The sequence below is a fragment of the Xenorhabdus lircayensis genome (assembly GCF_016306625.1).
Taxonomy (GTDB): Bacteria; Pseudomonadota; Gammaproteobacteria; order Enterobacterales; family Enterobacteriaceae; genus Xenorhabdus; species Xenorhabdus lircayensis.
Window position 1 is genome coordinate 42048 of the sequence record NZ_JACOII010000021.1, and the last position, 25652, is coordinate 67699.

Consider the following 25652-nt stretch of genomic DNA (forward strand, 5'->3'; position numbering starts at 1 on the left):
CTTTCCCCCAGTCATCAAATTGAAACGAACAAACTTTATCTGGCAGGAGATAAAAAAACAAGTTTCTCTCTTATAAGTTGTCCTCTCATAAGGTTCTCTTTCATAGAATACTCGCGCTGGCTATTATGTTGTAAATGGTAATCAATGAGATTGTTTTGTTTCTGGTCGGCTAATTAGCCAAACTCCCAACAAGATAAAAATAACCCCCACAGTTTTCAATAATGAGATAGCTTCGTTGAACCAAGGCAATAAAGTTGCCATTAAATAAACAAAAACATAGCTCAAGCTAATAATAGGATACGCTTTGTTCAATGGCAGATATTTCAAGGTAAAGAACCAACATAACATGGACAATGCATATCCCGCCAAACCAGCCATAACCATCAATAAAGGGTTATGGTTTGCCCAAAGCCAGTCGATATCCAGCCAATGCGCCGACAACGAAAGTTCTGGCAGACGGGCAACTCCCCATTTCAATAACAACTGAGCTACAGTGACCAGTAAGACATTCACCATTCCCCAAAGATAACCTTTCATTAACTCAGGCCCATCAATAAAATTCCCAACATAATTGCAAAAACGCCGACCCAGTGTTTTAGCCCCACTTTTTCCTGATACAGGAATTGCCCAATCAAAGTCACTACTACAAAATTCATACTAAGCATAGGGTATGCGATACTCAGCGGCAAAAATTGCAATAATCTCAGCCAGAATATCATTCCCATCCCCAACAGAAGAATAGCACTAGACAGCCATATCGTCATAGATACCCCCTTATGGGGGGTATCTTTTTTCTGCCAACAGACAACAGCCTGCTTCTGGCATAATTGTCCCGCGCAGGTCAGTAAACTAACCAAAACCAATAATGCTATGTTGCCACTCATAGCTGTTTCTTATAAATCACAAGGACAAAACGATGACCACGGCGCACAAGATCCGGCTCAGGCAATTCAGGAAGATCACCTTTTGAAGATAATAGGAAAACAACTGCCACCTGACCTTCTTTACGTGCTTTAGCTAGCCACGTAGGGAATTCTTCTTGTTCCACATACCGATATTGGCTATCAGGATACTCAAGCCCATATTCTAATTCACCCGGGCGATCAAACATGTAAATATCGCTGCGTTTTAATTCCCATGCAATCGCAGCTCCCACCCCTACAGACTGAGACAGGATATATTTGCTATCAGCCAACTCTTTCTCATTTTGTCTAATGAAAAACTGGGGAAGTTTGGAATTAATCGTCTTTATAGGCAATGCACTACCTATCGATAAACTGAGCACAATTGAACAAGCAGCAGCCCATAACCAATATTTTCCATCTCGAGTGAAGCACAGATAACCAATAACTCCCCAAGCGCCAAAAGCAATAATTCCCATAATCCATTTCAGCCACTCGTTAGGCTGATAAAGTGGCTGGCTGGTCAGCGTTTCCATGGCAAAAAGAAACAAAATCGCAATCAGCCCAAAGAAGACATTCACCAGGCCATTCATTTTCAATGGATTCATATTGCCATTTTTGACACAGTCAACCCCGTATTTTGCCATCATCAGTGCCAAAGGGCCGATAAACGGTAAAACGTAAGTTGGCAATTTTCCTTTTGCAATACTGAAAAATACCAATGGAACAACAAACCAACAAAAGAGGAAAAACATCTCTGGGTGTTTTTTTTTCTCTTTCCAGCTTTTAATCAAGGCACCGGGTAGTAATCCCAACCACGGGATTACACCTAAAATCAGTATCGGTAAGTAATACCAAATGGGTGCAATATGTTGAGCTTTCTCAGAAGCAAAACGCTGTATATGTTCTATCCAAAAGAAATAATGCCAGTAATTCGGTTCACGCAAAGCAACCGCAATCACCCACGGTAGGCTAATCAAAATAGCGGAAATCACGGCAAGAGGACCAAAACGAACCATTTCCAGAAAACGCTTCTGATATATCGTGATGGGTATCATCGCAACTACAGGCAACGCCAATGCCAGAAATCCCTTTGTCATAAATGCCATGCCACAAGTCAGCCCCAACACAGACCATGCCAGAACCCGTTCTCGGGTAGTGGCAGCTTTGAGAGCCCAATAGCAGCTCACAATCCCCGCGGTAATCCATAAAGAAAACATGGGATCAAGGACGCTATAAGTGCCAATGGAAAAAACAATAAACATGGAGATGTAAATCAGGCTGGAAACAAAAGCCGTCTGACGACATTGCCACATCATCATTGCCAGCCGATAAAGAAGAAACGCACTAATTAATATGCTGAATACAGATCCAAAACGAACAGCAAAGTTATTGTCACCAAAAATCCACTGGCTAATATTGTTAATCCAATACCCAGCAACTGGTTTTTCAAAATAGCGGATATCCAAGAAGTGAGGTACAATCCAATTCCCACGTTGCAGCATTTCTCGACTAATTTCAGCATACCGAGTTTCATCTGGCTGCCATAACAGACGGCTATCCAGTGGCAATAGGTAAGTAAGAATAAAAAAAAGAGCCATTAGAACGGCCCCTGCTTTACTCGTCCGAGTATTCAACATATCTGTGTTATACCTCTTGTTGGCAACCTAACCAGCCTTCACGACCGGGAAAATCCGAACGAACAATTTTCCCAACAGGAAGCGTTTCTCTATTTTCAGGTAATAAATGACTTAATTTACAAAACTGGATATCTTGCTGATGAAGCATATTCAGTAATGTTTCAAATTGCGAAGACTTCGACATACCTTCAACTTCGGTATGGATGGTATAAACAGGAACACCACAATCATTTTTGATGGCTTCAAGGATAAAATGATTGAAGTCTGCATCACTGACCCGTGTACCAACAACTTCATCATAGGTAGGTAATGTGACAGGAATTTGTACGGTCCCCACATGTCCATTAGGCAAGAGAGGCCTGAATGGGTATATTCCACGGCAATCACTGTTGTAATCAAAATCAAAACACTGTTTAACCGTCAATACACGTTCATCTGCTCGCCAACCTGCAACGGCTGAGCATGTAACGGTCTTCCCAGTCGCCTTTTCCAACGCATCAACGCCTAATCGCACTTGTCCCGCTAATTCGGCCTCCGACCAGCGCCCTACTTTTGCTTGCCAGCCTTGATGATCCCATGCATGCAAGCCAACTTCATGACCTGCATCCATTGTTTGCTTCATCAAATAACCCAGATCTTTTGCTATCTTTTTCCCTGGCCAAGCTGTACCAGCCAGTAAGATATCCAGACCATAAAGGGAAGCTGCATTTGACCTCAGCATTTTCCAGAGAAACTTAGGCCGCAACAGGCGCCATAAATGACGCCCCATGTTGTCTGGCCCAACACTGAAAAAAAAGCTGGCTTGAATACGGTGCTTTTGCAAAATCTCAAGCAACTTCGGTACACCTTCCCTTGTACCTCGATAAGTATCCACATCAATTCTCAAACCAACTTTCTTCATCACTTTCTTCCTACTCTTTTCCTAATATCTTCCTGACTTCCAATTGATTTTTAGTGCTTCCGTTTTAATTCTTCAACTGCTCCATGCAGAAAGAAATCCAGTGTTTCATCAATGGTGTGCTTCATATCAATGGTAGGTTTCCAGCCCAACAGACGTTCTGCATTTTTAATACTGGGTTTACGGTGTTCAACATCCTGATAACCCTGACCATAATAACTGCTGCTTTCGATCTTCTTGAACCCAGCAAATGGAGGGAAATGCCCGCGCAGTTCGTGTTTTTCAAAACTCTCCAGAAGCATTTCAGCCAGTTGGCGAATGCTAGCTTCATTCGTTGGATTACCAATATTGATAATTTGGCTATCACACAACCCGTCTCGGTTTTCGATGATTCTGAACAGTGCTTCAATGCCATCATGGATATCAGTGAAACAACGTTTTTGCTCTCCACCATCCACCAGTTTAATCGGAGAACCTTCCACCAAGTTCAAAATTAGCTGAGTGATCGCCCTTGAACTACCGATACGTGCTGAATTCAAGTTATCCAATCTTGGCCCCATCCAGTTAAACGGACGGAATAAAGTGAATCTTAAGCCTTCTTTTGCACCATATGCCCAAATAACTCGATCAAGTAACTGCTTAGAAACTGAGTAGATCCAGCGCTGTTTATTAATAGGCCCGACAATCAGACGTGAAGTATCTTCATCAAACTCCTTGTCGTCACACATGCCATAAACTTCAGACGTTGACGGGAAAATAATCCTTTTGTTGTATTTCACACAATAGCGGACAATTTTCAGATTCTCTTCAAAATCCAATTCAAAAACTCGCAATGGATTACGGGTGTATTCAATCGGGGTAGCAATGGCTACTAATGGGAGAATGACATCACATTTCTTGATGTGATATTCAATCCATTCAGTATGGATGCTGACATCTCCCTCAATGAAATGAAAACAAGGATTGCCAATGAATCGTTCAATAGCAGAAGAACCAATATCCATCCCGTATATGTCATAGTTGCCATCATCCAACAGACGTTCGGTCAGGTGATTACCAATGAATCCATTGACACCCAAAATCAGGACACGTTTACGGCGACTGACTTGTGCTGTTGCTTTCTGACCAACATGAACACCCGTCACGATGCCCATCTCAAGAGCTAAGCGATTGCCCTGAACATAAAGCCCTGACTCACCCTGCCCGCTAATGATTTCCAACGCACCATCACCACAAGCAATAACAAATGGCTCAGTAGAAATTACGGTTCCAGGACGTTTACCATGAACCTGATTAATTGGTCGTGCACGCCAAATTGTAATTTTACGCCCACCTAGGAAGGTAAATGCGCCTGGATAGGGCTCTGTCACGGCTCTAACCAAATTATTAATTTCTTTGGCAGATTTATTCCAAGTTATCTCACCATCTTCAGCCGTGCGACGACCAAAATAAGTTGCCTGACTTTCGTTCTGTGGAATTGATGGATAATGGCCTGATTTTATTTGAGGCAGGATGTTATCCAATAATTCAACGGCCGCTTCACGTATTTTTCCATGTACTTCCAGTGAAGTATCAGTTTCACTTATCTGTATAGCCTGCTGCGCGACAATATCCCCAGCATCCGGTTTCACCAGCATTTTGTGCAGTGTTACACCTGTCTCAGTCTCTCCATTGAGTACAGCCCAGTTGATGGGAGCACGCCCACGATATTTCGGCAATAAGGAACCATGAAGGTTAAATGTGCCTTTTTCAGCCAGTGATAGAATTTCCTGACTAAGCATGTTGCGGTAGTAAAAAGAGAAAATGACATCCGGTTTCATCTCACGGATGCGCTCCAACCAAAGTGGGTGATTCACATCTTCTGGCGCAAATACAGGTAATCCTAAATCTGCGCCGATACGTGCAACAGATGAAAAAAAGTGATTTTCATTTGGATCATCGGTATGTGTAAATACAGCCTGAATATCAAAACCCGCTTTTACTAGCGCATTAAGTCCGACACAACCAATATCATGATAGGCAAAGATAACTGCTTTCATTAGCTTTTTTCCTGATTGTCGTTGGTCTTTTTAACTCCGACCACTTTTTGAATAAAATAACGCGGGCGGGCACGAACGTCGTTATATATCCGGCCAATGTATTCACCGAGCAATCCCATTGCGACGAACTGTGCACCAATAAACATAAAAAGAATAGCAAACAGGGTAAACACGCCTTCAGCAGCCCACATTGAGCCAAAGATCAGGCGCAGAGTAATCAACAGTACCGCCAACAGGAAACCTGTTATGGCAATGATGCTCCCCACTACACTCAATAACCGCAATGGTGCAGTTGTTAAGCAAGTCAAAAGGTCATACATCAGGTTTATCAGTTTCATGAAGCTGTATTTGGAGTCCCCAAACTCACGTTCAGCATGGGCTACATCAATTTCTATCGTTTTACGTGCAAAGGTATTGGCAAGAATAGGAATAAACGTGCTGCGTTCATGGCATTGCAGCATCGCACGTACAATATGACGGCGATAGGCACGCAGCATACAACCGTAATCTCCCATCGACCGTCCCGTCGCTTTAGTTATCATCGCATTGATTATTTTGGATGCGCTTTTACGGAACCAGGAATCCTGACGGTTGGCACGACGTGTACCTACAACGTCATATCCCTCTTCTGCCGTTTTAACTAAATGGGGGATCTCTTCTGGTGGATTTTGCAAATCAGCATCAAGCGTAATAATCAGATCACCATCAGCCTGATGAAATCCCGCCATAATAGCTGAATGTTGCCCGTAATTGCGGTTGAGCAAAATAGCAATTACATGATTTTCGGGAGACTCAGCCGCCTGAGTTAAGATATCGGCAGAACTGTCACGGCTACCGTCATCGACCAAGATTATTTCGTATTTCTGCTCAAGTTTTTGGCATGCTGTGATCGTTCTTTCCAACAATTGGGGCAGACTTTCTTCTTCGTTGTAAACAGGAATAACGACCGAAACTTTTTTAATCTTTTCAAATGTCACTTACTTATGCTCCGAAAGAATTTCAGTTATCGCATCCACGACACGATCCACATCATCGTTGTTCATATCTGGGAAAAGCGGTAATGAACAGAGTGTTGATGAGTTCCACTCAGATACAGGCAGGGAAAGTTGCGGATAACGCTCCCGATAATATTTCTGCGTATGGGCGGCTCTGAAATGCAAACCTGTACCAATATTCCTGTCTTTTAGGCGTGCCATGAAAGTATCGCGATCAATACCGCAGATATTTTTGTCAACACGTACCATAAAAAGATGATGGGTATGCAAATGCTCATATTCGGGAACACTCAACATTTGCAAAGGTGAATCGATAAGTGCAGAAGAATACCGAGCCACCAGCTCACAACGGCGTGCGTTCATTGATGCCAGCTTACTTAGCTGTACAACCGCCATTGCCGCATGAATATCTGATAAGTTATATTTAAAGCCCGGTTCAATCACTTCCGCCTGTGGCTTCCTACCTTGAATTTGTCGGTCGAAAGCATCAACGGCCAATCCATGAAATTTTAAGCAGCGTACCCGTTGTGCAAATTCATCATCATCTGTAACGAACATACCGCCTTCAGCACAGGTCATATTTTTAATGGCATGGAATGAAAAGATTGCCGTTCCCCGCTCTCCCACCCATTCATTTTTATAACGGGTTCCTACAGCATGAGCAGCATCTTCAATCAGGGGAATATTGGCTTCTTGAGCAACAGAGCGCAGAGCATCAAGATCACAAGGCGCTCCCGCGTAATGAACAGGGATAATGGCTTTGGTTTTTGGGGTAATTGCTTTTTTGGCTGTTTCTGCACTGACCATCAACGTATCACGGTCAACATCAACCATGACAGGTTCGGCACCTAACAGACAAATCATATTGATAGTGGAAACCCAAGTTTGGGAAGGAGTAATAACTTCATCACCTGAACCTATACCCAATGCCAGCAAAGCTAAGTGCATTCCCGCAGTAGCGGAGCATAGGGCAATAGCATGTTTACATCCAAACATGTGGGAAAAATCTTGCTCTAATTGATGGTTTTGTGGCCCTGTTGTAATCCAACCTGAACGTAAAACTTTCTCTACTGCTTCTATTTCTTCCCTGCCAATCGCAGGACGAGAAAATGGCAAAAAACTATCCATAATCGCCTTATGCCTTGTGTAGCTTAGTTCGTTTTATAATTGAGCAATTCTAGATGATACTTGTTTAACGAAACATCAACAAGTAAACAATTTTTGGTCAACCAGAGCACCAAAAAATAGGAGGTAATAATTATGGTGGGTTTCACTTACTAGAAATTACATATGGTTGACCCTCCATAATTTATAGCTGATATTTTTAATATGTCTAATTTTTACTTCAAAAATTTCTGATAAATTTCGTTCTGTCATTACATTCCGTGGTACACCAGATGCTAATAATTCTCCATGTGAGAGCAACCATACTCCAGTAGCTTGTTCGTAAGTGTGATCAAGATCATGGCTACTCAGTAGTACCGCCCCTCCTAGTGAACAAAATTTTCTGATCAACTTATCCAAAATAGCTTGCTGGGTAATATCAAGATTATTTGTTGGCTCATCAAGCAGGAGTAACCTTCCGTTAGGGTTCAATTCCGGCCATATTTGAAAAAAAGTTCCAGCTAATCTGACACGCTGCCACTCTCCACCTGATAATTGCCCAATTGACGACGAAAGTAACGGAAGAAGTTTCATTTGCTGACAAAGTTCATATAACACGTTTTCACTCTGGATCAATGGAACAGATTCAGGGCGGAACATGTCCAAATATTGAAAAACTGGCATGATAGGAGTAGACGATGATTGAGAGAACCAAGCTCGAAATTTTGCCAATTCGTGTTGGCGATAATCATTCAAATTCCGTCCACTCAAATGAATGTGACCGCTATAGGATAAAATGCCCGCAACCGCTGAAAGCAAAGTACTCTTTCCCGAACCGTTTAATCCAACCAGATGAATTTGTTCTCCAGCCATAACAGATGCGGACAATGCATTCAGTCTGTTGCTAACCGTAACATTATTCAGCTCCAAAATCGGCTGGCTGGTCATGTTATTACTCTCATCTCATTTCTCATTAATAGGTAGAGAACGATGTGTTCTTAATAATGGTGTGTTCTTAATAAAAGCCATATAAAGATGGGGGCCCCTAATGTTACAGTGACAACCCCAATCGGTACTTCTGCGTGAGACAATGACAGACGAGAAAATAAATCGGCCAGCAATAAACCACTGCCTCCCGCTAATGCACTGGCAGGAAGCAACGTTTTATGATCTGTCAGGCCAATCAACCTTAAGATATGGGGAATAACTAAGCCGATAAAACTTATCGCTCCCGCCAGGGCAACACTCAAACCAACCAGCAATCCAACTACCGACACCAATAAATTACGCCATTTATGATGAGATATACCTAGTTGCCGAGCTTGCAATTCTCCAAGCGACAGATAATTCAAAATGTTACCCTTGCGGCTTAGCCATAAAATAGCGGGGAGCAATGCAATAACCAACCATTTCTGGCGCCAGTCAATGCCGCTGAAACTGCCCATCATCCAATACATCAACTGCCGTAAATCCAAACTTGTGCTGAAATAGACCATCCACGTCATCAAGGCTCCAAATATCACCCCGAAGGCAACTCCAATCAATAGTAGGCGGGTATTGGTCACTTGATGTCTTCTGGAAAATGCTAACAAAATAGCCGTCATGAAAAGCGCCCCGAGTACCGAGCCAACGCTCAATAACCACAATGGAGCAATACCATGAAAAGCAAGTATCAAACATACTACTACAACGCCGGCACCATTGCTGATCCCAAGCAATCCCGGCTCTGCCAGTGGATTTTCAAACAACGCCTGCATGATTGCACCTGATACAGCCAAACTCGCACCGACCACCATCACCGCAAGTGCTCTGGGTAATCTCAATTGCCAAATAAACAACTGAGCAGAGTCAGACAGCCATTGATCAGGCCAGAACCAGATTTCGCCCGCACATAATGACAAAATAAATAGCATAATGAATAAAACAGATAAAATCGCTATCACTCTATGGTTACGTTTTCTCTGATAAGTGATCAACTCATAAACAGAGTACATGATGGTATGAGGCCATTCAGGAAATAAGAAATACATCCCATCGTAGACAATGGGATATGAAAGATAAGAAAAAGACCGCATAAGGGCGGCCTTTTTATGTATTTATTCTTTGGGTAACGCTTTTTCTACCCGATTTTTCAGCTTTTGGCCTGGGCGGAAAGTGACAACACGGCGAGCCGTAATCGGAATATCTTCTCCTGTTTTCGGATTACGGCCGGGACGTTGATTTTTGTCTCGCAAATCAAAGTTGCCAAATCCAGATAACTTTACCTGCTCCCCATTCTCCAAAGAGCGACGCACTTCTTCAAAGAACATCTCCACTAGATCTTTAGCGTCACGCTTGCTAATACCCAGTTTCTCAAACAGATTTTCTGACATTTCAGCTTTAGTAAGCGCCATAAGTTCAGTCCCTCAAGGATGCTTGGAATCGCTGTTCTAATGCAGCAACGCATTTGTTGACGGTCGCAGCAATTTCTTCTTCTTCCAGTGTACACATGGTATCCTGCAAGATTAAGCTAATAGCAAGGCTCTTATAGCCTTCCGCGACACCTTTACCACAATACACGTCAAATAAGTTTATGCCAACTATATGATTTACGCCAACTTTTTTACATTCAGCCAGAACATCTTCTGCGGCTACATTTTCAGGCACAACTATGGCGATATCACGGCGGTTAGATGGGAAGCGAGAAACTTCCGTCATCTCAGGAATCATGCGGTCTACTAGACTGGCCCACAATAACTCGAATACCACGGTACGGCCGTTTAAGTCAAGTTTGCGCTCCAGTTCTGGATGAACAACGCCGATATAACCAATGTAACTATTTTCCATATAAATCCCAGCACATTGTCCAGGATGTAAAGCAGGATGTTCTTCCGCCCTAAAGGAAATGCCAGATAGTTTACCTGTCATTTCTAAAACAGATTCTAAATCACCCTTCAAATCAAAGAAATCAACTGATTGTTTTTCAATCGACCAGTGTTCTTCGAAACGGTTTCCTGCGATAACGCCAGCAAGCATCAATTCCTGACGAATACCGTACTCCGCCTTCTCATCTGGTACAAAACGCAGACCTGTCTCAAATAAGCGGACTCGGCTCTGCTGGCGATTTTGGTTATATACAACTGTGGTCAATAATCCTGTCAGCAAGGATAAGCGCATCGCTGACATATCTGCCGAAATTGGATTCGGTAGGATCAGCGCTTCTTCCTGTGGGTGCAGATGTTGCTGAATCTTAGGATCAACAAAGCTATAGGTAATTGCTTCTTGATAACCTTTGTCCACCAACATTGTTTTGACTCGTTTTAATGACAAATCAGCTTCGTGATGTGAAGTCATCACGAGATCTGCACAAACAGGCACATCGGGGATATTGTTATAACCGTAAATACGGGCAACTTCCTCAACCAGATCTTCTTCGATCTGCATATCAAAACGCCAGCTAGGTGCAACAGCTTGCCAGCTATCATTCTGGACAGTTATTTGACAACCTAAACGTGTCAGAATGTCTGTTACTTGTTCATCAGCAATATGGTGGCCAATCAAACGATCCAATTTCTGACGGTTCAAAGTAATCGTTGCTGATTTTGGCAAATGAGATTCGCTAGTGACATCAACGATTTCTCCTGCTTCTCCACCACAAATCGCGATCAACAACTGAGTGGCATATTCCATCGCCTTATGCTGAAGCTGTGAATCTACCCCACGTTCAAAGCGATGAGAAGCATCAGTATGCAGACCATAACGGCGAGCACGACCTGCAATCGCCAATGGTGCAAAAAACGCACACTCCAGCAGGATATTCTGAGTTTCCGCATTAACACCAGAATATTCCCCGCCAAAGATCCCAGCTATAGCAAGCAATTGCTTTTCATCAGAAATTACAAGTGTTTCAGCAGAAAGTTCCGTTTCATTTCCATCTAACAGTGTGAGTTTTTCACCTTGCTCGGCCAAACGAACAATAATTGAGCCATTTAGACGTTCCAAATCGAACGCGTGCAGTGGTTGTCCCAGCTCAAGTAAAACATAGTTGGTGACATCAACAACCGGATCAATCGAACGGATACCACCACGACGCAGTTTTTCGCGCATCCACAATGGCGTAGCAGCCTTGACGTTCACATTCTTGATAACACGCCCTAAGTAACGTGGGCAAGCTTCAGGAGCGTCAACACGGATAGGAAATGTCGCGTCTGTAGTTGGTTTAACGGCTTCGATTTTTGGTTCTGACATGGACAGTTTGTTGATAACTGCTACGTCACGGGCAACGCCCATGATGCCTAAACAATCAGCGCGGTTTGGTGTAATGCTGATTTCAATTGCACTATCATCCAACTTCATGTAATCACGTAGATCAGTACCAATTGGAGCATCTGCTGGCAATTCAATGATGCCATCTTGATCATCAGCAATGCCTAGTTCAGAAAATGAACACAACATCCCTTCTGACGGCTCTCCACGCAATTTAGCAGCCTTAATTTTGAAATCACCTGGCAGAACAGCCCCAACTGTAGCAACAGCGACACGAAGCCCCTGACGGCAATTTGGCGCACCACAAACAATATCCAGCAGGCGTTCACCACCAACATTGACTTTTGTAATGCGTAATTTATCTGCGTTTGGATGTTGGCCACATTCAACAACTTCGCCAACAAATACACCGTGGAATTGACCAGCCACTTTTTCAACACCATCAACTTCCAAACCAGCCATGGTGATTTGATCAGACAATGCTTCACTACTAATGGCTGGGTTTACCCACTCGCGTAACCAGAGTTCACTGAATTTCATGAGATATACCCGCCTTATTTAAATTGTTTGAGGAAACGCAAATCATTTTCGAAGAATGCACGCAAATCTGTAACACCATAACGAAGCATGGTCAGACGCTCCATCCCCATGCCAAAGGCAAAACCAGAATAGACTTCAGGATCAATACCAACATTGCGCAATACGTTCGGATGTACCATACCGCAACCCAATATTTCCAACCATTTGCCATTTTTGCCCATCACATCAACTTCTGCGGAAGGTTCCGTAAATGGAAAATAAGAAGGACGGAAACGAACCTGCATATCTTCTTCAAAAAAGTTATTCAAAAAGTCATGCAGTGTGCCTTTCAGGTTGGTAAAGCTGATATTTTTATCAACAATTAGCCCTTCTATCTGATGGAACATTGGAGTATGTGTCTGATCATAATCATTGCGATATACACGTCCCGGCGCAATGATGCGGATTGGTGGCTGACGCTCTTTCATGGTACGGATCTGTACACCAGAAGTCTGGGTACGCAGCAGACGCGTTGCGTCAAGCCAGAAAGTATCATGATCAGCACGCGCAGGATGGTGCGCAGGAATATTCAGAGCATCAAAGTTATGATAGTCATCTTCGATTTCTGGGCCAGATTCAACAGAAAAACCTAACTCGCCAAAGAAAGTTTCAATACGTTCAATCGTGCGGGTAACAGGATGCAAACCACCATTTTCCATACGACGGCCAGGCAATGAAACATCGATTTTTTCTGCTGCTAGGCGCGCATTCAAAACATCTGATTCCAGCTTTGTCTTATGCGCATTCAATGCTTCTTGAACTTCTTGTTTCGCCTGATTAATAACAGCCCCTGCCGCTGGACGCTCTTCGGCGGGTAAGTCACGCAGCGATGACATCTGGAGGGTTAAATGGCCTTTTTTTCCCAGGTATTCAACTCGCACCAAATCCAACGCGGCAACATCCTGGGCTTCTTCTACGGCTGCTTTTGCCTTTGCAACCAGCTCAGTAAGATGTGACATCGTTTTCCTCTTCCTTCGGCCAGATGGCCTTTTAGTTGTTATAGACTATGTCCTCAAGTTATCTATGAGGTCATAAAAATAAAAAAGCCTCCACACTGGAGGCTCAAGCGCTGTTTTTCGTTTCTTTTCTGACGCGCAAAGCCCCCTATTTCAGGCGCTAAAGTAAAAAAAGAAACGAAAAAAGGCTAATTTCATTATTTTTGTTCTCTCCCCTATATCCTTTTTTGATCTGACTAATTTTAACCTGATTGATATTAATCTAACCAGTAATAAGCCACATTTTGGAAAAAAGCAAAAGAGGGAGCAAGCTCCCTCTTTTAACCTGACTTATGCCAGAGCGCCCTTCGCTTTTTCAACCAGAGCAGCGAATGCTACTTTGTCGAATACAGCGATGTCAGCCAGAATCTTACGGTCGATTTCAATCGAAGCCTTTTTCAGGCCGTTGATGAAACGGCTGTAAGACATGCCGTTCTGACGTGCAGCAGCGTTGATACGTGCAATCCACAGTTGACGGAATTGACGTTTACGCTGACGGCGGTCACGGTAAGCGTACTGACCAGCTTTAATAACAGCCTGGAAAGCAACACGATAAACGCGCGAACGAGCACCGTAGTAACCTTTCGCTTGTTTTAAAATTTTCTTGTGACGTGCACGGGCAATAACACCACGTTTTACGCGAGCCATATACTTCTCCTATCGTCTCTAAATTCTAATCTAAAAAATTACTTATGCGTAAGGCAGACAAGCAACAACCAGGCCCAGATCACCTTTGGAGACCATGCCTTTTGGACGTAAATGACGTTTACGCTTAGTTGATTTTTTAGTCAGAATGTGACGAAGGTTAGCGTGCTTACGCTTGAAACCGCCACTTGCGGTTTTTTTGAAGCGTTTAGCTGCGCCGCGTACTGTTTTAATCTTTGGCATTTTAATTTCCACTTCGCATTGTTGATTACAACGAATTAGTCAGGCGAATAGACCCCAACCAAAATTGACTGGAGTCTATTACTTGTTTTTGCCTGACTATTTCTTCTTGGGAGCGAGCACCATGATCATCTGGCGGCCTTCAACCTTCGATGGGAAGGATTCGACCACAGCCAATTCAGTCAGATCGTCACGGATACGGTTAAGCATCTCAATACCAATCTGCTGGTGCGCCATTTCACGCCCACGGAAACGCAGGGTGATTTTAGCTTTATCGCCATCTTCCAGAAAACGAATCAGGTTGCGTAGTTTGACCTGATAGTCGCCTTCATCTGTACCAGGACGGAATTTAATTTCCTTGACCTGTATAACCTTTTGTTTCTTTTTCTGTTCTTTGACTGATTTACTCTTCTCATAGAGGAACTTGCCGTAATCCATGATACGACAAACCGGCGGTTCGGCATTTGGGCTGATTTCAACTAAATCAACACCAGCTTCCTCAGCTTTCTCAAGAGCTTCTCTCAGACTGACAATACCAATCTGTTCGCCATCTAATCCAGTTAAACGAACTTCAGAGGCGCGAATCTCTTCATTAATGCGATTTGGGCGCGCCGGTTGAATTCTTTTTCCGCCTTTAATACCTTATTCCTCCAATTGATGAAGATTACGACTGCGAATTTCTGTCAGCAGTTTTTCTGTAAACTCATTGACGTCAATGCTGCCTAAATCCTTGCCGCGGCGTGTACGGACAGATACTTTTCCTGACTCGACTTCTTTATCACCACAAACAAGCATGTAAGGCACACGACGCAAAGTGTGTTCACGGATTTTAAAACCAATCTTCTCATTTCTCAAGTCTGCTTTTGCACGAATGCCTGCATCTTGAAGTTTTTTAACTAATTCCTGTACATAATTTGCCTGGCCGTCAGTAATATTCATGACAACGACTTGCTGAGGTGCCAACCATGTCGGGAAAAACCCAGCATATTCTTCTGTCAGGATACCGATGAACCGTTCCAGAGACCCCAGAACCGCACGGTGAATCATTACAGGAACCTTACGTTCGTTATTTTCACCCACATATGACGCATTCAGACGCGCTGGCAGTGAAAAATCGAGTTGCACAGTACCACATTGCCACGCACGATCCAAACAATCATATAGAGTAAATTCAATTTTAGGACCATAAAATGCACCCTCGCCCGGCTGGTATTCAAATTCAATGCTGTTTTGAATCAGTGCTTCAGCAAGATCAGCTTCTGCTTCATCCCACTGTTTTTCCGTGCCAATACGTTTTTCTGGGCGAGTTGATAACTTAACAACAATCTTCTCGAAACCAAAGGTATTGTAGACGTCATAAATCATTTTGATACAGCTACTGACTTCCTGATGGATCTGCTCTTCGGTACAAAAGATATGAGCATCATCCTGAGTAAAGCCACGCACACGCATCAACCCGTGCAATGCCCCTGACGGTTCATTACGGTGACAGCTACCAAATTCTGCCATACGCAGCGGTAAGTCACGGTAGGATTTCAAGCCCTGATTAAAAATCTGGACATGTCCTGGGCAGTTCATTGGTTTTACGCAGTATTCACGGTTTTCTGATGAAGTCGTAAACATGTGCTCTTTGTAGTTTTCCCAGTGACCGGTTTTTTCCCACAGGATACGGTCCATCATGAATGGGCCTTTCACTTCCTGATACTGGTATTCTTTTAATTTAACACGAGCAAATGTTTCCAATTCACGGAAAATTGTCCAGCCGTCGTTATGCCAGAACGCCATGCCAGGTGCTTCTTCCTGCATATGGTATAAATCAAGTTGCTTGCCGATTTTACGGTGATCGCGTTTAGCCGCTTCTTCTAAACGTTGTAGGTAGGCATTAAGCTGCTTCTTATCAGCCCATGCAGTACCATAAATACGCTGCAACATTTTATTGTCACTATTACCGCGCCAGTACGCCCCAGCAACTTTTTGCAGTTTGAAATGGTGGCAAAAATGCATATTAGGAACATGCGGTCCACGGCACATATCAACGTATTCTTCATGGTGATACAGACCCGGACGATCATCATGACTGATATTCTCATCCAAAATCTGGATCTTATACTCTTCGCCACGAGCTGCAAATGCGTCGCGAGCCTCTTGCCAGCTGACTTTTTTCTTTATAATGTCATAGTCTTTTTTGGCAAGTTCCAGCATACGCTTCTCAAGCAGCTCGATATCTTCCTGCGTCAAAGAGCGATCCAAATCGACATCGTAATAGAAACCATTGTCAATCACAGGACCAATAGCCATTTTCGTATCAGGCCACAACTGTTTGATTGCGTGTCCTAACAAGTGAGCACATGAGTGACGAATGATTTCCAAACCTTCGTCGTTCTTGCTGGTGATAATAGCAAGATTGGCATCGGTCTCGATTAATTCACAGGCATCAACCAATTCACCATTAACACGGCCAGCAATGCACGCTTTTGCCAAACCAGCACCGATATCACGAGCCACATCCATTACGGAAACAGCATGCTCAAATTGACGTTGACTACCGTCAGGAAGAGTAATTACAGGCATTTAAAATCCTTATATACAGTGGTGACCCACACGAAAGATCACTTGCATTAAATCAAATTTATTATTAATCAGCACGTTAGAAACAAATTCTTGCTTCACTCCGCAAGATGTGTACATATTTAAGGACACAATATTCAAAAGTATCCGGTCCATTTGCCCTAACTCGTTCGACATACTATCACACAGAGTAGGTGTTAAAATAGTTTATCTTGACAAATCAGATTGATCAATTGCTTGATAATTATTCTGGTACAAAATCAAAAATAATATTTTCGGAATGTACTCCATCAGGAAACTTTGGCATTTTAGCAATTGAAACAACTGCCTTCACAATTTCACAAAGCTCCTCGTCGTTTGCTTCTTCAGATTGATGCTCTGCTACCGGAACTCTGCCATTGATTGAACTAAATCATCAGAATTCAATTTAACGTATAATGTGCAGCACTTTCCTTTTATGGGCTTCAGAAACAAAGAATATACGAGTGATGACTTCATCACCACGAAAATTAGAACCCGACTTAACTTAGTGCAAATACAATAATCTTCATCACTAATACATTAATCAGCCACGGCATCAAATGCCATCATTCCCAAAACCACTCCGGAAATTAGTTCTTTCATAATATCCCCACATGGTTAATTTCCACTTATAGTAGAAAAAGAAAATAATAAGATCATAACAATTCATTAGGATATTATTCAAAAACTAATATGTACTTTTTACTTAACATATAAAAAAGCATCTTAATAAACTTACCATACGAAAAAATAAGGCACCTTCTGATAACCTTAAAAAAACAAAGAATCACTGCCACCCTACAGGTTAAAATTACTCAACGCTATCCAAAGCACGATAAGCATTTTTCACTTTCCATAAATAACGCGGAGCCTGTGGTGCAGGATGATTATTTTGAACATATTGATAAAACTCATTTGGCGTCATCCGATTGATTTTATTAATTGCCAAAGCCCGGTTTAAATCAAATGTACGCAACAATGCCCCAGCACCATTCACATAAGCGACTATCGTCGCATAATACAACGTTTCTGGATTGGCGATACCTTCCAAATGTTGTTTTTTCAAGAGACTAATATAAGCGGTTCCAAGATCAATGTTAGTTTCAGGATCTTTTAATTCATGCATCGTTGGCTGCCCTGATTTTCCTTTCATTCGATAGGCATCCCGCCCTGCCGTTGAAGCCTTAATTTGCATTAGCCCAACTGCATTCGATTTGCTAACGACTTCTGGACGAAAATCAGATTCCACCTGAATAATCGCCTTGATAAGAATTTCATCAACACCATAACGTTTTGCAGCTAGCTCGATAAAACTATCAAATGGAGTTGGTTCAGATCTATTTGTAAATTTACGGGAGCCAAAAGCAACGTTATTGTCACCAAGCATACGTTTTGCCGTTGGTTGCCTGTTGACATCTGATTGATGCACTTTTTGTCCTGCACATCCCGTCAATAACAGTGCCAACGCAATATAGCTAAGTCTTAATTTCACGCTGCTTCCCCTAAGATAAGATTAACCCTATATAAGGGTATATAATTTTACTGATAAGCCAAAAATGTTTTTTCTGTTGCTTATCAAAAGAAATTAATCCATTGACCTTGGATGATTCTGGACAACATACTGTTTTTTTGTTCGCATGAGATCCATTACTGTCATATCAATCAACGGAAAGTTAAGGAATGTCTATCAAATCTATTATCGATTTCATTCGATATCACCTTGACTTTACATAAATGATACTGATAATCATTATCAATAATTATATGTACAACAAGTAAGGTTTACTATAATGAACAAAAAACGTTCGCTCTCTGCTGTCCCGATATTTAGCATGATCATTACGCTTTTAACAATGGTTTTATTCAGTCAGCAAGCTCATGCGGATAAAAAGTTCAGGGTTGTTACGACATTTACCATTATTCAAGATATGGCCCAAAATATCGCTGGGAACGCAGCAATTGTAGAATCTATCACAAAACCCGGTGCAGAAATCCACGATTATCAACCAACGCCAAAAGATATTATCAAAGCACAGCGTGCAGACCTTATTCTTTGGAATGGCCTAAATCTAGAACGTTGGTTTGAACGCTTCTTTGAAAACATGAAAGACATACCTGCCGCTGTCATTACTGAAGGTATTACCCCTTTGCCAATTCGTGAAGGGTCCCACAAAACAAATCCCAATCCCCACGCTTGGATGTCGTCAAAGAATGCACTGATTTATATCGAAAATATCCGTAAGGCTCTTGTCAAATACGACCCAGTAAATGCCGATACTTATAATCACAACGCCAAAGCTTATGCAGCAAAGATAACTCAACTGGATGCGCCACTCAGAGAACGTCTTTCTCGTATTCCAGTAGAACAACGCTGGCTGGTAACCAGTGAAGGGGCCTTCAGCTATCTCACACAAGATTATAGTTTCAAGGAAGTATACTTATGGTCAATCAATGCCGAGGAACAAGGTTCTCCCCAGCAGGTTCGCCATGTCATTGATACGGTAAAAGCCAATAAGATCCCAGTCGTTTTCAGTGAAAGTACTGTTTCAGATAAGCCAGCAAAACAAGTCAGTAAAGAAACAGGAGCCCATTACGGCGGAGTGCTCTATGTAGACTCTCTCTCCACCCCTAAAGGCCCAGTACCTACTTATATTGATCTGCTTAACACCACCGTAGACACCATCGCGAAAGGATTTAATCAATGAATCTCTCATCGTTAAACCGCCAACCATTATTTGAGCAGCCCCATTTAGTTGTTGATAAAGCTACTGTCACTTACAACAATGGGCATACTGCCATTTATGATGCCAGTTTTGATATTATCGGCGGTACGATTTGTGCACTGGTTGGTATGAATGGCAGCGGTAAATCCACATTGTTTAAAACAATCATGGGATTAGTCACGCCTTCTCAAGGAAAAGTTACCCTTAACACGCAGCCTATCAAAACTGCACTCAAACAAAATATCATTGCATATGTCCCGCAAACAGAAGATGTAGATTGGAATTTCCCAGTTTTGGTTTCTGATGTCGTGATGATGGGACGTTATGGAAAAATGGGATTCTTACGCCGTCCCAGCAAACATGATCATGAAATCGTGAATGAAGCGCTTGAGCGCGTTGGGCTAACCGAACTACGTGATCGACAAATTGGTGAACTTTCCGGTGGTCAGAAAAAACGAGCATTTTTGGCCCGCGCACTAGCCCAAGAAGGAAAAGTCTTGCTACTGGATGAGCCTTTTACTGGTGTAGACGTTAAAACAGAAAATGCCATTATTGATCTACTTCGTGAATTACGTGATGAAGGGCATTTAGTTTTGGTATCAACACATAACCTTGGCAGTGTGCCTGAATTTTGTGATCATGTTATTTTGATCAACCGCACTGTGTTAGCCAGTGGTCGAATTGAAACCACTTTCACCCAAAAAAATCTGGAGATCACCTTCGGTGGTGTCTTACGCCATATTAATCTTTCTGGTTCTGAACTGCATAAGGATAATGACCCACGATCACTGACAGTCATAACCGATGACGAACGTGCCGCCGTCTTTTATGGGCATGACCATCATGTTTCACCGCGACAAAGTCCAAAACAAAAGGAAGACCAACCATGATGGAACTGCTTTTACAGCCATTCAATTACAACTACATGGTGAAAGCTATGTGGGTAAGTGCCATCGTCGGTGCTGTCTGTGCTTTTTTATCTGCTTATCTGATGCTAAAAGGCTGGTCTCTGATGGGAGACGCCCTCTCCCACTCTGTTGTTCCCGGCGTAGCAGGTGCGTACGCTCTCGGTCTACCTTATGCTGGGGGCGCTTTTTTTACTGGGATGCTCGCGGCATTGTCAATGACATTAGTGCGTCATATCACTCGGTTGCGTGAAGATGCAGTGATCGGGTTTATATTCTCTACTTTTTTTGCTGTTGGATTACTGATCGTTTCTTTAAATCCGACATCCGTGAATGTACAAACCATTATTCTAGGCAATATTTTGGGAATTGCTGATGAGGATGTTTTACAAGTCGAAATCATTATCGCTGTTTCCTTTATTATTTTGATGCTGCTCTGGAAAGATTTGTTAGTCGTTTTCTTCGATGAAACCCATGCACAATCTATCGGATTATCACCATTACGGTTAAAAATCATTTTCTTCACTTTATTAAGTGCTTGTACCGTTGCCGCATTACAGACGGTAGGCGCTATTCTGGTTATCGCAATGGTCGTAACCCCCGGTGCAACTGCCTATCTATTGACAGATAGGTTTAAGCATCTTTTGATCATTGCCGTTGCTATCGGTTCACTCACAAGTGGTATCGGCGCATATCTGAGCTATTTCCTCAATGGCGCGACTGGTGGTGTGATTGTCACAATGCAAACTGTGATTTTCTTGCTGGCTTTCTTCTTTGCTCCCAAACACGGCATTCTAGCTTCCCGCAGGCGAGCTAGAAAGGAATCTTTGGCATTGACTCAGGAGCAGCGCTCATGAATACATTTATTGAATTAATTACTGAGCCTTTCATGCATGATTTTATGCGGCGGGCCATCTTTGCCGCCATCATGGTGGGTGCGGTCTGTGCGGTACTTTCCTGTTATTTGGTTTTAAAGGGCTGGTCGCTGATGGGGGATGCTATTTCCCATGCAGTCCTGCCAGGTATCGTGTTAGCCTTTGTCGCAGGTATACCACTTGCAGTAGGCGCTTTTCTTTCCGGTATATTTTGTGCATTTGCCACAGGATATCTGAAAGAACACAGTCGAATCAAAGAAGACACCGTCATGGGAATTGTTTTCTCTGGTATGTTTGCATTTGGTTTAGTGCTATTTACTCATATAGATACGGAACAACACCTGACACATATTCTATTTGGTAGCATACTTGGCATTACTCAGAATGAATTGATCCAAATACTGTGCATTGCAGGAGTCACGCTGGCCATTGTCTTGATGAAACGAAAAGATTTTATGCTCTACTGTTTTGATCCCAATCAGGCTCGAGTTGTTGGCCTTCCCGTGAAACTTCTTCATTATGGTTTATTGTCCCTGTTAGCACTAACAATTGTCGCATCGCTGCAAGCCGTCGGCATTATTCTCGTTATTGCTATGCTGATTTCACCCGGCATTATCGCTTTTATTCTCTGCCGGAGTTTTGACCGCATGCTTATTGTTGCCATGATTGCTTCAGTCTCATCCAGCGTGCTCGGTACGATCGTCAGTTTCCATATTGATGGTGAAACGGGGCCTTGTATCGTAATCATCCAAGCTATTTTCTTCACAGTCGCACTTATTTATAACCAAATAAAATTGGCCCGCAAGAAAGTGAATAAAGGATCATTCGAAAAAATACCATCTCAAATTTTGTCAAATCCAGAAGAATCAAATTAACAAAATAGAGCGCCATATCCAATTTGAGATATGGCCTTATTAATTGCTATTAAAACCATTTTTAGCCTGTTCAAATGTTACATCTATCTGTAATATGATCATAGCAATTGTCAACTTAATGAGGTGAATCATGTGGCAAACCGTGAACCGTCTATTAAGTGAGCATTTTGGTGGCGCTGAAATTCACGATAAGACGGAATTAGCAGGAGGTGATATTCACCGTTCTTGGTGCATCGAGTATGGTGAACAGTATATCTTTGTCAAATCCAACGTGAAAGAAATGCTGCCGGTTTTTAAAGCAGAGGCAGAACAACTTGAATTACTGGCTCGCAGCAAAACAACTCGTGTTCCCGAAGTTTACGGTGTAGGGCACGATCGTGACTATAGTTTCCTTTTGCTGGAATATTTGCCTATAAAACCATTTAATGCTCATACTGCGTATTGTTTTGGTCAACACCTTGCGAAACTGCATCAATGGAGTGAGCAACCTAAATTTGGTTTTGATTTTGATAACATGCTTGCAACCACCATACAGCCGAATGGATGGCAAAAACGCTGGAGTCAATTTTATGCCGAAAAACGTATCGGATGGCAATTGCAGCTTGCCGCCGATAAAGGAATGGTATTTGGAGATATCAACCTGATTGTCCAAATAGTCAGTGATAAATTACACTCCCATCACCCTCAACCTTCTCTCCTGCATGGTGATCTATGGCCCACAAACTGTGCATCATTAAATGACGATTATGCTGTAACGTTTGATCCTGCCTGCTATTGGGGAGATCGCGAATGTGATCTGGCCATGCTGCCACTTTACCCAGAGCTCCCCCTGCAAATTTTTGATGGTTATCAGAGTATCTGGCCATTGCCACAAGACTTTATTGATCGCCAACCCATTTACCAACTCTATTATTTACTGAATCGATGTAACCTTTTTGGAGGGGATAATTTTATCATAGTACAAAGTATGGTTGATAAACTCTTATCTGAATAGTCATGAGAAAAACTTATTATATTAAAAAATACACACACTTTATCTTCCAAATTACACCTCGCCGGCAAGGGAGCAAATCCCTAGGGATATATTAAATAGCTGCGTAGATTATCCTGACGCAGCTAATATTTTATTACATTACCAACCCAGTAATTTAGATAAAAAATAAGCAATTGCGCCGATAATAATTGGTGATATATAAAGGGTAAAAATCTGGCTGAATAAGGAATGACTGGGAAATTTAATTTTAGCTTCCAATTGTTCCTTGGTTATTCCATTTTCCTTAGCATGTTCAAGAATCATTTGATCTTCAATATGTTCTTTGATGAATTTAAATTGACGGTACATTCTTAAACCAGATCCACTCATTGCTAAACCAACAAATATCAAAATATAGATAATAATAAAACTAATATTTTCTCCTGTAATTCCGACTATACGATCAGGGACTGGAGAATGCTTCCATAAAAAATCCAAAAATGGTGTATTGAATTTAATCATTTCTGCCATCATCTTGAGAAAATCATTCAATACCGCATTAATACCATCACCTTTGACACCATGTTGCCATGCTAAATTAATCACCGAAACAAAAGTTGACAAAAAAGCTGGTACAAAAATAATCCAACCCAAGATTCGTTTAACAATAGCAACATATCCAGCTTGTTGATACGTCATTCACATTCCTCATTGGCATAAATCATTTTATTTTTACTCAATGATAGCTCATAAGAAACTAACTTTAACCCTATTTGTAGCATAATGCCCTTATTTTTATTAGAAAACTCTTTCTTTGCATCACCTCATAACGAGCTTTAACTCACTGAGATTGTTACAATCAAATTTCATCAATCGCTATCATCACCAAGGAGAGACATGAGATGTCATTTTGTTTATCAATAGAAGCCGCCATTTTTGATATGGACGGCCTGCTCATCGATTCTGAACCTTATTGGGAACAAGGAGAAATAAACATATTCAGTGAATTGGGGCTGGATTTGAACTTAGCAGAAAAACTGCCTGATACATTGGGATTACGAATCGATCAAGTTGTTGAACTATGGTATCAAGCGTCACCTTGGCAAGGTATCCCCAAAAGTGAGGTTGCACAACGTATCATCAACTACGTAGTTCAATTAGTTAAAGAAAACAGGCCGCTACTACCTGGAGTAGAATATGCTTTAAATCTCTGTCGCGAACGTGGGTTGAAAATCGGTCTGGCCTCTGCATCTCCTCATGAAATGCTTGAGCAAGTACTCGAATTGTTTAACTTGCGACATTACTTTGATACCGTAGTTTCTGCCGCAAATTTACCTTACAGCAAACCACATCCCGAAGTTTATTTGCAAGCCGCCAATCAACTTGGGGTTAACCCGATTCATTGCCTTACGTTAGAAGATTCATTTAACGGCATGATAGCAACCAAAGCCGCAAGAATGCGCTCTATTGTCGTTCCTGCTGCTCACCATTTTGATGATCCCCGGTGGTTTCTGGCTAATATCAAATTGAATTCACTAGAAAAATTAACAATAGAGAATATTACCTAATAGCTACTACGCTGCCATTCTCAAATACATATCCTTCCTGTATCTGGCAGCGTAAATATTGACCGCAGCTCCCTTTTCTTAAGGGCTCTAGGCAAAGATCCATTAAATCGTAGTGTCCTATATTAATAAATAAAAGATTTTTCTTATTTACCCTCTATCATCCTTATGCAAAACCCTCTATACTGCCCACTGTATGTATAGACAGCAATTAGCGTAAATAATTAGAATAAATCGTTATGACAGCAGAAGGACATCTTCTTTTTTCCGTTGCTAGCCTTATATTGGCTCACCAGCTAGAAATCACACCAGAAATAGCACAGGGAGATTGGCTACATATGCTTCCTGGCGTACTTCTGGCCTCATTATTACCAGATATTGATCATCCAAGTTCAACTTTAGGTAGATTATTCCGTTTTATATCCATTCCAATTGCGAAACTATGTGGGCATCGTGGATTTACTCATAGTTTATTAGCGCTGATTGTAGGTATTATTCTATTTCAGACTGAAATACCTTCTGATTGGCCTATTCCAACTGATTTTGTCCATGCGATGATTGTGGGTTATATCAGCCATCTGATTGCCGATATGCTTACTCCGGCTGGTATTCCACTCTTATGGCCACTGAGAACACGTTTTTGTATTCCTGTTCTTAGAGGCAAGGAGCGCAAAAAAGCTGAACGGTTCATTGCTGTACTGGTAGTGGTGATAGCCATTCTCCTACCACAGCACATCAGTTCTTCACTTACTCACTATTTTGACAAACTACCGTTTGATAAATTACAAATTGATAAGCTACAGAATCTCTACAAGTAGCTAATTCAACTTAAATTCATAACCCCATTTCTAAAATGGGGTTATCT

Annotated in this window: 26 protein-coding genes and 1 other annotated feature; of the genes, 7 read left to right on the top strand and 19 right to left on the bottom strand. The window is 42.1% G+C overall.

Annotation, left to right across the window (positions count from 1 at the left end):
• Positions 1-141: 141 nt before the first annotated feature.
• The 18 genes from arnF to H8A87_RS03830 all read right to left on the bottom strand — a co-directional run bounded on the left by arnF (position 142) and on the right by H8A87_RS03830 (position 18363).
• Complete coding sequence (gene arnF, locus H8A87_RS03745) at positions 142-537, bottom strand: 4-amino-4-deoxy-L-arabinose-phosphoundecaprenol flippase subunit ArnF (RefSeq protein WP_198688654.1); 396 nt, start codon at positions 535-537, stop codon at positions 142-144.
• Complete coding sequence (arnE, locus tag H8A87_RS03750) at positions 537-884, bottom strand: 4-amino-4-deoxy-L-arabinose-phosphoundecaprenol flippase subunit ArnE (protein ID WP_198688655.1); 348 nt, start codon at positions 882-884, stop codon at positions 537-539. The genes arnF and arnE overlap by 1 nt, the downstream gene beginning before the upstream one ends.
• Positions 881-2542: a lipid IV(A) 4-amino-4-deoxy-L-arabinosyltransferase gene (arnT, locus tag H8A87_RS03755; protein WP_198688656.1), complete on the bottom strand. Its 1662-nt coding sequence runs from the start codon at positions 2540-2542 to the stop codon at positions 881-883. Before arnT ends, arnE begins: the two co-directional genes overlap by 4 nt.
• A 7-nt stretch (positions 2543-2549) precedes the next feature.
• Positions 2550-3443, bottom strand: a complete 894-nt coding sequence (arnD, locus tag H8A87_RS03760) for a 4-deoxy-4-formamido-L-arabinose-phosphoundecaprenol deformylase (protein ID WP_198688657.1) — start codon at positions 3441-3443, stop codon at positions 2550-2552.
• A gap of 50 nt (positions 3444-3493) precedes the next feature.
• Positions 3494-5479: a bifunctional UDP-4-amino-4-deoxy-L-arabinose formyltransferase/UDP-glucuronic acid oxidase ArnA gene (arnA, locus tag H8A87_RS03765; protein WP_198688658.1), complete on the bottom strand. Its 1986-nt coding sequence runs from the start codon at positions 5477-5479 to the stop codon at positions 3494-3496.
• Entirely contained in the window at positions 5479-6456 is a 978-nt protein-coding gene (gene arnC, locus H8A87_RS03770; RefSeq protein ID WP_198688659.1) for an undecaprenyl-phosphate 4-deoxy-4-formamido-L-arabinose transferase, read from the bottom strand. The genes arnA and arnC overlap by 1 nt, the downstream gene beginning before the upstream one ends.
• Positions 6457-7602, bottom strand: coding sequence for a UDP-4-amino-4-deoxy-L-arabinose aminotransferase (gene arnB / locus H8A87_RS03775; protein ID WP_198688660.1), 1146 nt, complete (start codon positions 7600-7602; stop codon positions 6457-6459). It abuts the gene before it with no gap.
• 156 nt (positions 7603-7758) lie between these two features.
• Complete coding sequence (btuD, locus tag H8A87_RS03780) at positions 7759-8526, bottom strand: vitamin B12 ABC transporter ATP-binding protein BtuD (protein WP_198688661.1); 768 nt, start codon at positions 8524-8526, stop codon at positions 7759-7761.
• Positions 8527-8576: 50 nt separating this feature from the next.
• On the bottom strand, positions 8577-9572 hold the full coding sequence (gene btuC, locus H8A87_RS03785) for a vitamin B12 ABC transporter permease BtuC (protein WP_198688754.1): 996 nt from the start codon (positions 9570-9572) through the stop codon (positions 8577-8579).
• Positions 9573-9674: 102 nt separating this feature from the next.
• On the bottom strand, positions 9675-9971 hold the full coding sequence (gene ihfA / locus H8A87_RS03790; protein ID WP_038233943.1) for an integration host factor subunit alpha: 297 nt from the start codon (positions 9969-9971) through the stop codon (positions 9675-9677).
• 4 nt (positions 9972-9975) lie between these two features.
• On the bottom strand, positions 9976-12363 hold the full coding sequence (gene pheT / locus H8A87_RS03795) for a phenylalanine--tRNA ligase subunit beta (protein WP_198688662.1): 2388 nt from the start codon (positions 12361-12363) through the stop codon (positions 9976-9978).
• Between the two features lie 14 nt (positions 12364-12377).
• On the bottom strand, positions 12378-13361 hold the full coding sequence (gene pheS / locus H8A87_RS03800; protein WP_198688663.1) for a phenylalanine--tRNA ligase subunit alpha: 984 nt from the start codon (positions 13359-13361) through the stop codon (positions 12378-12380).
• Between the two features lie 77 nt (positions 13362-13438).
• Positions 13439-13562 (bottom strand) — a sequence feature (Phe leader region).
• Positions 13512-13556 (bottom strand): pheST operon leader peptide PheM, encoded by a 45-nt coding sequence (pheM, locus tag H8A87_RS20395; protein WP_198688755.1) that lies wholly within the window; start codon positions 13554-13556, stop codon positions 13512-13514. Its footprint overlaps the feature before it by 45 nt.
• Before the next feature lie 126 nt (positions 13563-13688).
• Complete coding sequence (gene rplT / locus H8A87_RS03810) at positions 13689-14045, bottom strand: 50S ribosomal protein L20 (protein ID WP_010847342.1); 357 nt, start codon at positions 14043-14045, stop codon at positions 13689-13691.
• Between the two features lie 42 nt (positions 14046-14087).
• Positions 14088-14285: a 50S ribosomal protein L35 gene (gene rpmI / locus H8A87_RS03815; protein ID WP_006118955.1), complete on the bottom strand. Its 198-nt coding sequence runs from the start codon at positions 14283-14285 to the stop codon at positions 14088-14090.
• 96 nt (positions 14286-14381) lie between these two features.
• Complete coding sequence (infC, locus tag H8A87_RS03820; protein ID WP_198688756.1) at positions 14382-14921, bottom strand: translation initiation factor IF-3; 540 nt, start codon at positions 14919-14921, stop codon at positions 14382-14384.
• 3 nt (positions 14922-14924) lie between these two features.
• Positions 14925-16853: a threonine--tRNA ligase gene (gene thrS, locus H8A87_RS03825; RefSeq protein WP_198688664.1), complete on the bottom strand. Its 1929-nt coding sequence runs from the start codon at positions 16851-16853 to the stop codon at positions 14925-14927.
• An 829-nt stretch (positions 16854-17682) separates the two neighbouring features.
• Positions 17683-18363 (bottom strand): transglycosylase SLT domain-containing protein, encoded by a 681-nt coding sequence (locus tag H8A87_RS03830; RefSeq protein WP_332460325.1) that lies wholly within the window; start codon positions 18361-18363, stop codon positions 17683-17685.
• Positions 18364-18661: 298 nt separating this feature from the next.
• On the opposite strand from H8A87_RS03830, the gene H8A87_RS03835 reads away from it, so the two are divergent.
• The 5 genes from H8A87_RS03835 to H8A87_RS03855 all read left to right on the top strand — a co-directional run bounded on the left by H8A87_RS03835 (position 18662) and on the right by H8A87_RS03855 (position 23243).
• Complete coding sequence (locus tag H8A87_RS03835; RefSeq protein WP_198688665.1) at positions 18662-19576, top strand: metal ABC transporter substrate-binding protein; 915 nt, start codon at positions 18662-18664, stop codon at positions 19574-19576.
• Positions 19573-20484, top strand: coding sequence for a manganese/iron ABC transporter ATP-binding protein (locus tag H8A87_RS03840; protein WP_198688666.1), 912 nt, complete (start codon positions 19573-19575; stop codon positions 20482-20484). Before H8A87_RS03835 ends, H8A87_RS03840 begins: the two co-directional genes overlap by 4 nt.
• Positions 20481-21356: a metal ABC transporter permease gene (locus H8A87_RS03845; protein ID WP_198688667.1), complete on the top strand. Its 876-nt coding sequence runs from the start codon at positions 20481-20483 to the stop codon at positions 21354-21356. Before H8A87_RS03840 ends, H8A87_RS03845 begins: the two co-directional genes overlap by 4 nt.
• Positions 21353-22249 carry a metal ABC transporter permease gene (locus tag H8A87_RS03850; RefSeq protein WP_198688668.1) on the top strand — a complete coding sequence of 299 codons (897 nt, stop codon included), beginning with the start codon at positions 21353-21355 and terminating at the stop codon, positions 22247-22249. Before H8A87_RS03845 ends, H8A87_RS03850 begins: the two co-directional genes overlap by 4 nt.
• A gap of 130 nt (positions 22250-22379) precedes the next feature.
• Positions 22380-23243: a fructosamine kinase family protein gene (locus H8A87_RS03855; RefSeq protein WP_198688669.1), complete on the top strand. Its 864-nt coding sequence runs from the start codon at positions 22380-22382 to the stop codon at positions 23241-23243.
• A gap of 138 nt (positions 23244-23381) precedes the next feature.
• Here H8A87_RS03855 and H8A87_RS03860 read toward each other — a convergent pair whose 3' ends face one another.
• Entirely contained in the window at positions 23382-23921 is a 540-nt protein-coding gene (locus H8A87_RS03860; protein WP_198688670.1) for a YniB family protein, read from the bottom strand.
• A 203-nt stretch (positions 23922-24124) separates the two neighbouring features.
• Between H8A87_RS03860 and hxpB the strand changes: the two genes are divergently transcribed.
• Both hxpB and H8A87_RS03870 read left to right on the top strand, forming a co-directional pair.
• Entirely contained in the window at positions 24125-24790 is a 666-nt protein-coding gene (hxpB, locus tag H8A87_RS03865) for a hexitol phosphatase HxpB (RefSeq protein ID WP_198688671.1), read from the top strand.
• 236 nt (positions 24791-25026) lie between these two features.
• Positions 25027-25605 carry a metal-dependent hydrolase gene (locus H8A87_RS03870; RefSeq protein ID WP_198688672.1) on the top strand — a complete coding sequence of 193 codons (579 nt, stop codon included), beginning with the start codon at positions 25027-25029 and terminating at the stop codon, positions 25603-25605.
• The last annotated feature ends 47 nt before the right edge of the window (positions 25606-25652 follow it).

Bases quoted from the DNA above. Each gene is read 5' to 3' on its own strand.
- arnF (WP_198688654.1), bottom strand. From the start codon at position 537: ATGAAAGGTTATCTTTGGGGAATGGTGAATGTCTTACTGGTCACTGTA.
- arnE (WP_198688655.1), bottom strand. From the start codon at position 884: ATGAGTGGCAACATAGCATTATTGGTTTTGGTTAGTTTACTGACCTGC.
- arnT (WP_198688656.1), bottom strand. From the start codon at position 2,542: ATGTTGAATACTCGGACGAGTAAAGCAGGGGCCGTTCTAATGGCTCTT.
- arnD (WP_198688657.1), bottom strand. From the start codon at position 3,443: ATGAAGAAAGTTGGTTTGAGAATTGATGTGGATACTTATCGAGGTACA.
- arnA (WP_198688658.1), bottom strand. From the start codon at position 5,479: ATGAAAGCAGTTATCTTTGCCTATCATGATATTGGTTGTGTCGGACTT.
- arnB (WP_198688660.1), bottom strand. From the start codon at position 7,602: ATGGATAGTTTTTTGCCATTTTCTCGTCCTGCGATTGGCAGGGAAGAA.
- btuD (WP_198688661.1), bottom strand. From the start codon at position 8,526: ATGACCAGCCAGCCGATTTTGGAGCTGAATAATGTTACGGTTAGCAAC.
- btuC (WP_198688754.1), bottom strand. From the start codon at position 9,572: ATGTACTCTGTTTATGAGTTGATCACTTATCAGAGAAAACGTAACCAT.
- ihfA (WP_038233943.1), bottom strand. From the start codon at position 9,971: ATGGCGCTTACTAAAGCTGAAATGTCAGAAAATCTGTTTGAGAAACTG.
- pheT (WP_198688662.1), bottom strand. From the start codon at position 12,363: ATGAAATTCAGTGAACTCTGGTTACGCGAGTGGGTAAACCCAGCCATT.
- pheS (WP_198688663.1), bottom strand. From the start codon at position 13,361: ATGTCACATCTTACTGAGCTGGTTGCAAAGGCAAAAGCAGCCGTAGAA.
- rplT (WP_010847342.1), bottom strand. From the start codon at position 14,045: ATGGCTCGCGTAAAACGTGGTGTTATTGCCCGTGCACGTCACAAGAAA.
- rpmI (WP_006118955.1), bottom strand. From the start codon at position 14,285: ATGCCAAAGATTAAAACAGTACGCGGCGCAGCTAAACGCTTCAAAAAA.
- thrS (WP_198688664.1), bottom strand. From the start codon at position 16,853: ATGCCTGTAATTACTCTTCCTGACGGTAGTCAACGTCAATTTGAGCAT.
- H8A87_RS03835 (WP_198688665.1), top strand. From the start codon at position 18,662: ATGAACAAAAAACGTTCGCTCTCTGCTGTCCCGATATTTAGCATGATC.
- H8A87_RS03840 (WP_198688666.1), top strand. From the start codon at position 19,573: ATGAATCTCTCATCGTTAAACCGCCAACCATTATTTGAGCAGCCCCAT.
- H8A87_RS03845 (WP_198688667.1), top strand. From the start codon at position 20,481: ATGATGGAACTGCTTTTACAGCCATTCAATTACAACTACATGGTGAAA.
- H8A87_RS03850 (WP_198688668.1), top strand. From the start codon at position 21,353: ATGAATACATTTATTGAATTAATTACTGAGCCTTTCATGCATGATTTT.
- H8A87_RS03855 (WP_198688669.1), top strand. From the start codon at position 22,380: ATGTGGCAAACCGTGAACCGTCTATTAAGTGAGCATTTTGGTGGCGCT.
- H8A87_RS03860 (WP_198688670.1), bottom strand. From the start codon at position 23,921: ATGACGTATCAACAAGCTGGATATGTTGCTATTGTTAAACGAATCTTG.
- hxpB (WP_198688671.1), top strand. From the start codon at position 24,125: ATGTCATTTTGTTTATCAATAGAAGCCGCCATTTTTGATATGGACGGC.
- H8A87_RS03870 (WP_198688672.1), top strand. From the start codon at position 25,027: ATGACAGCAGAAGGACATCTTCTTTTTTCCGTTGCTAGCCTTATATTG.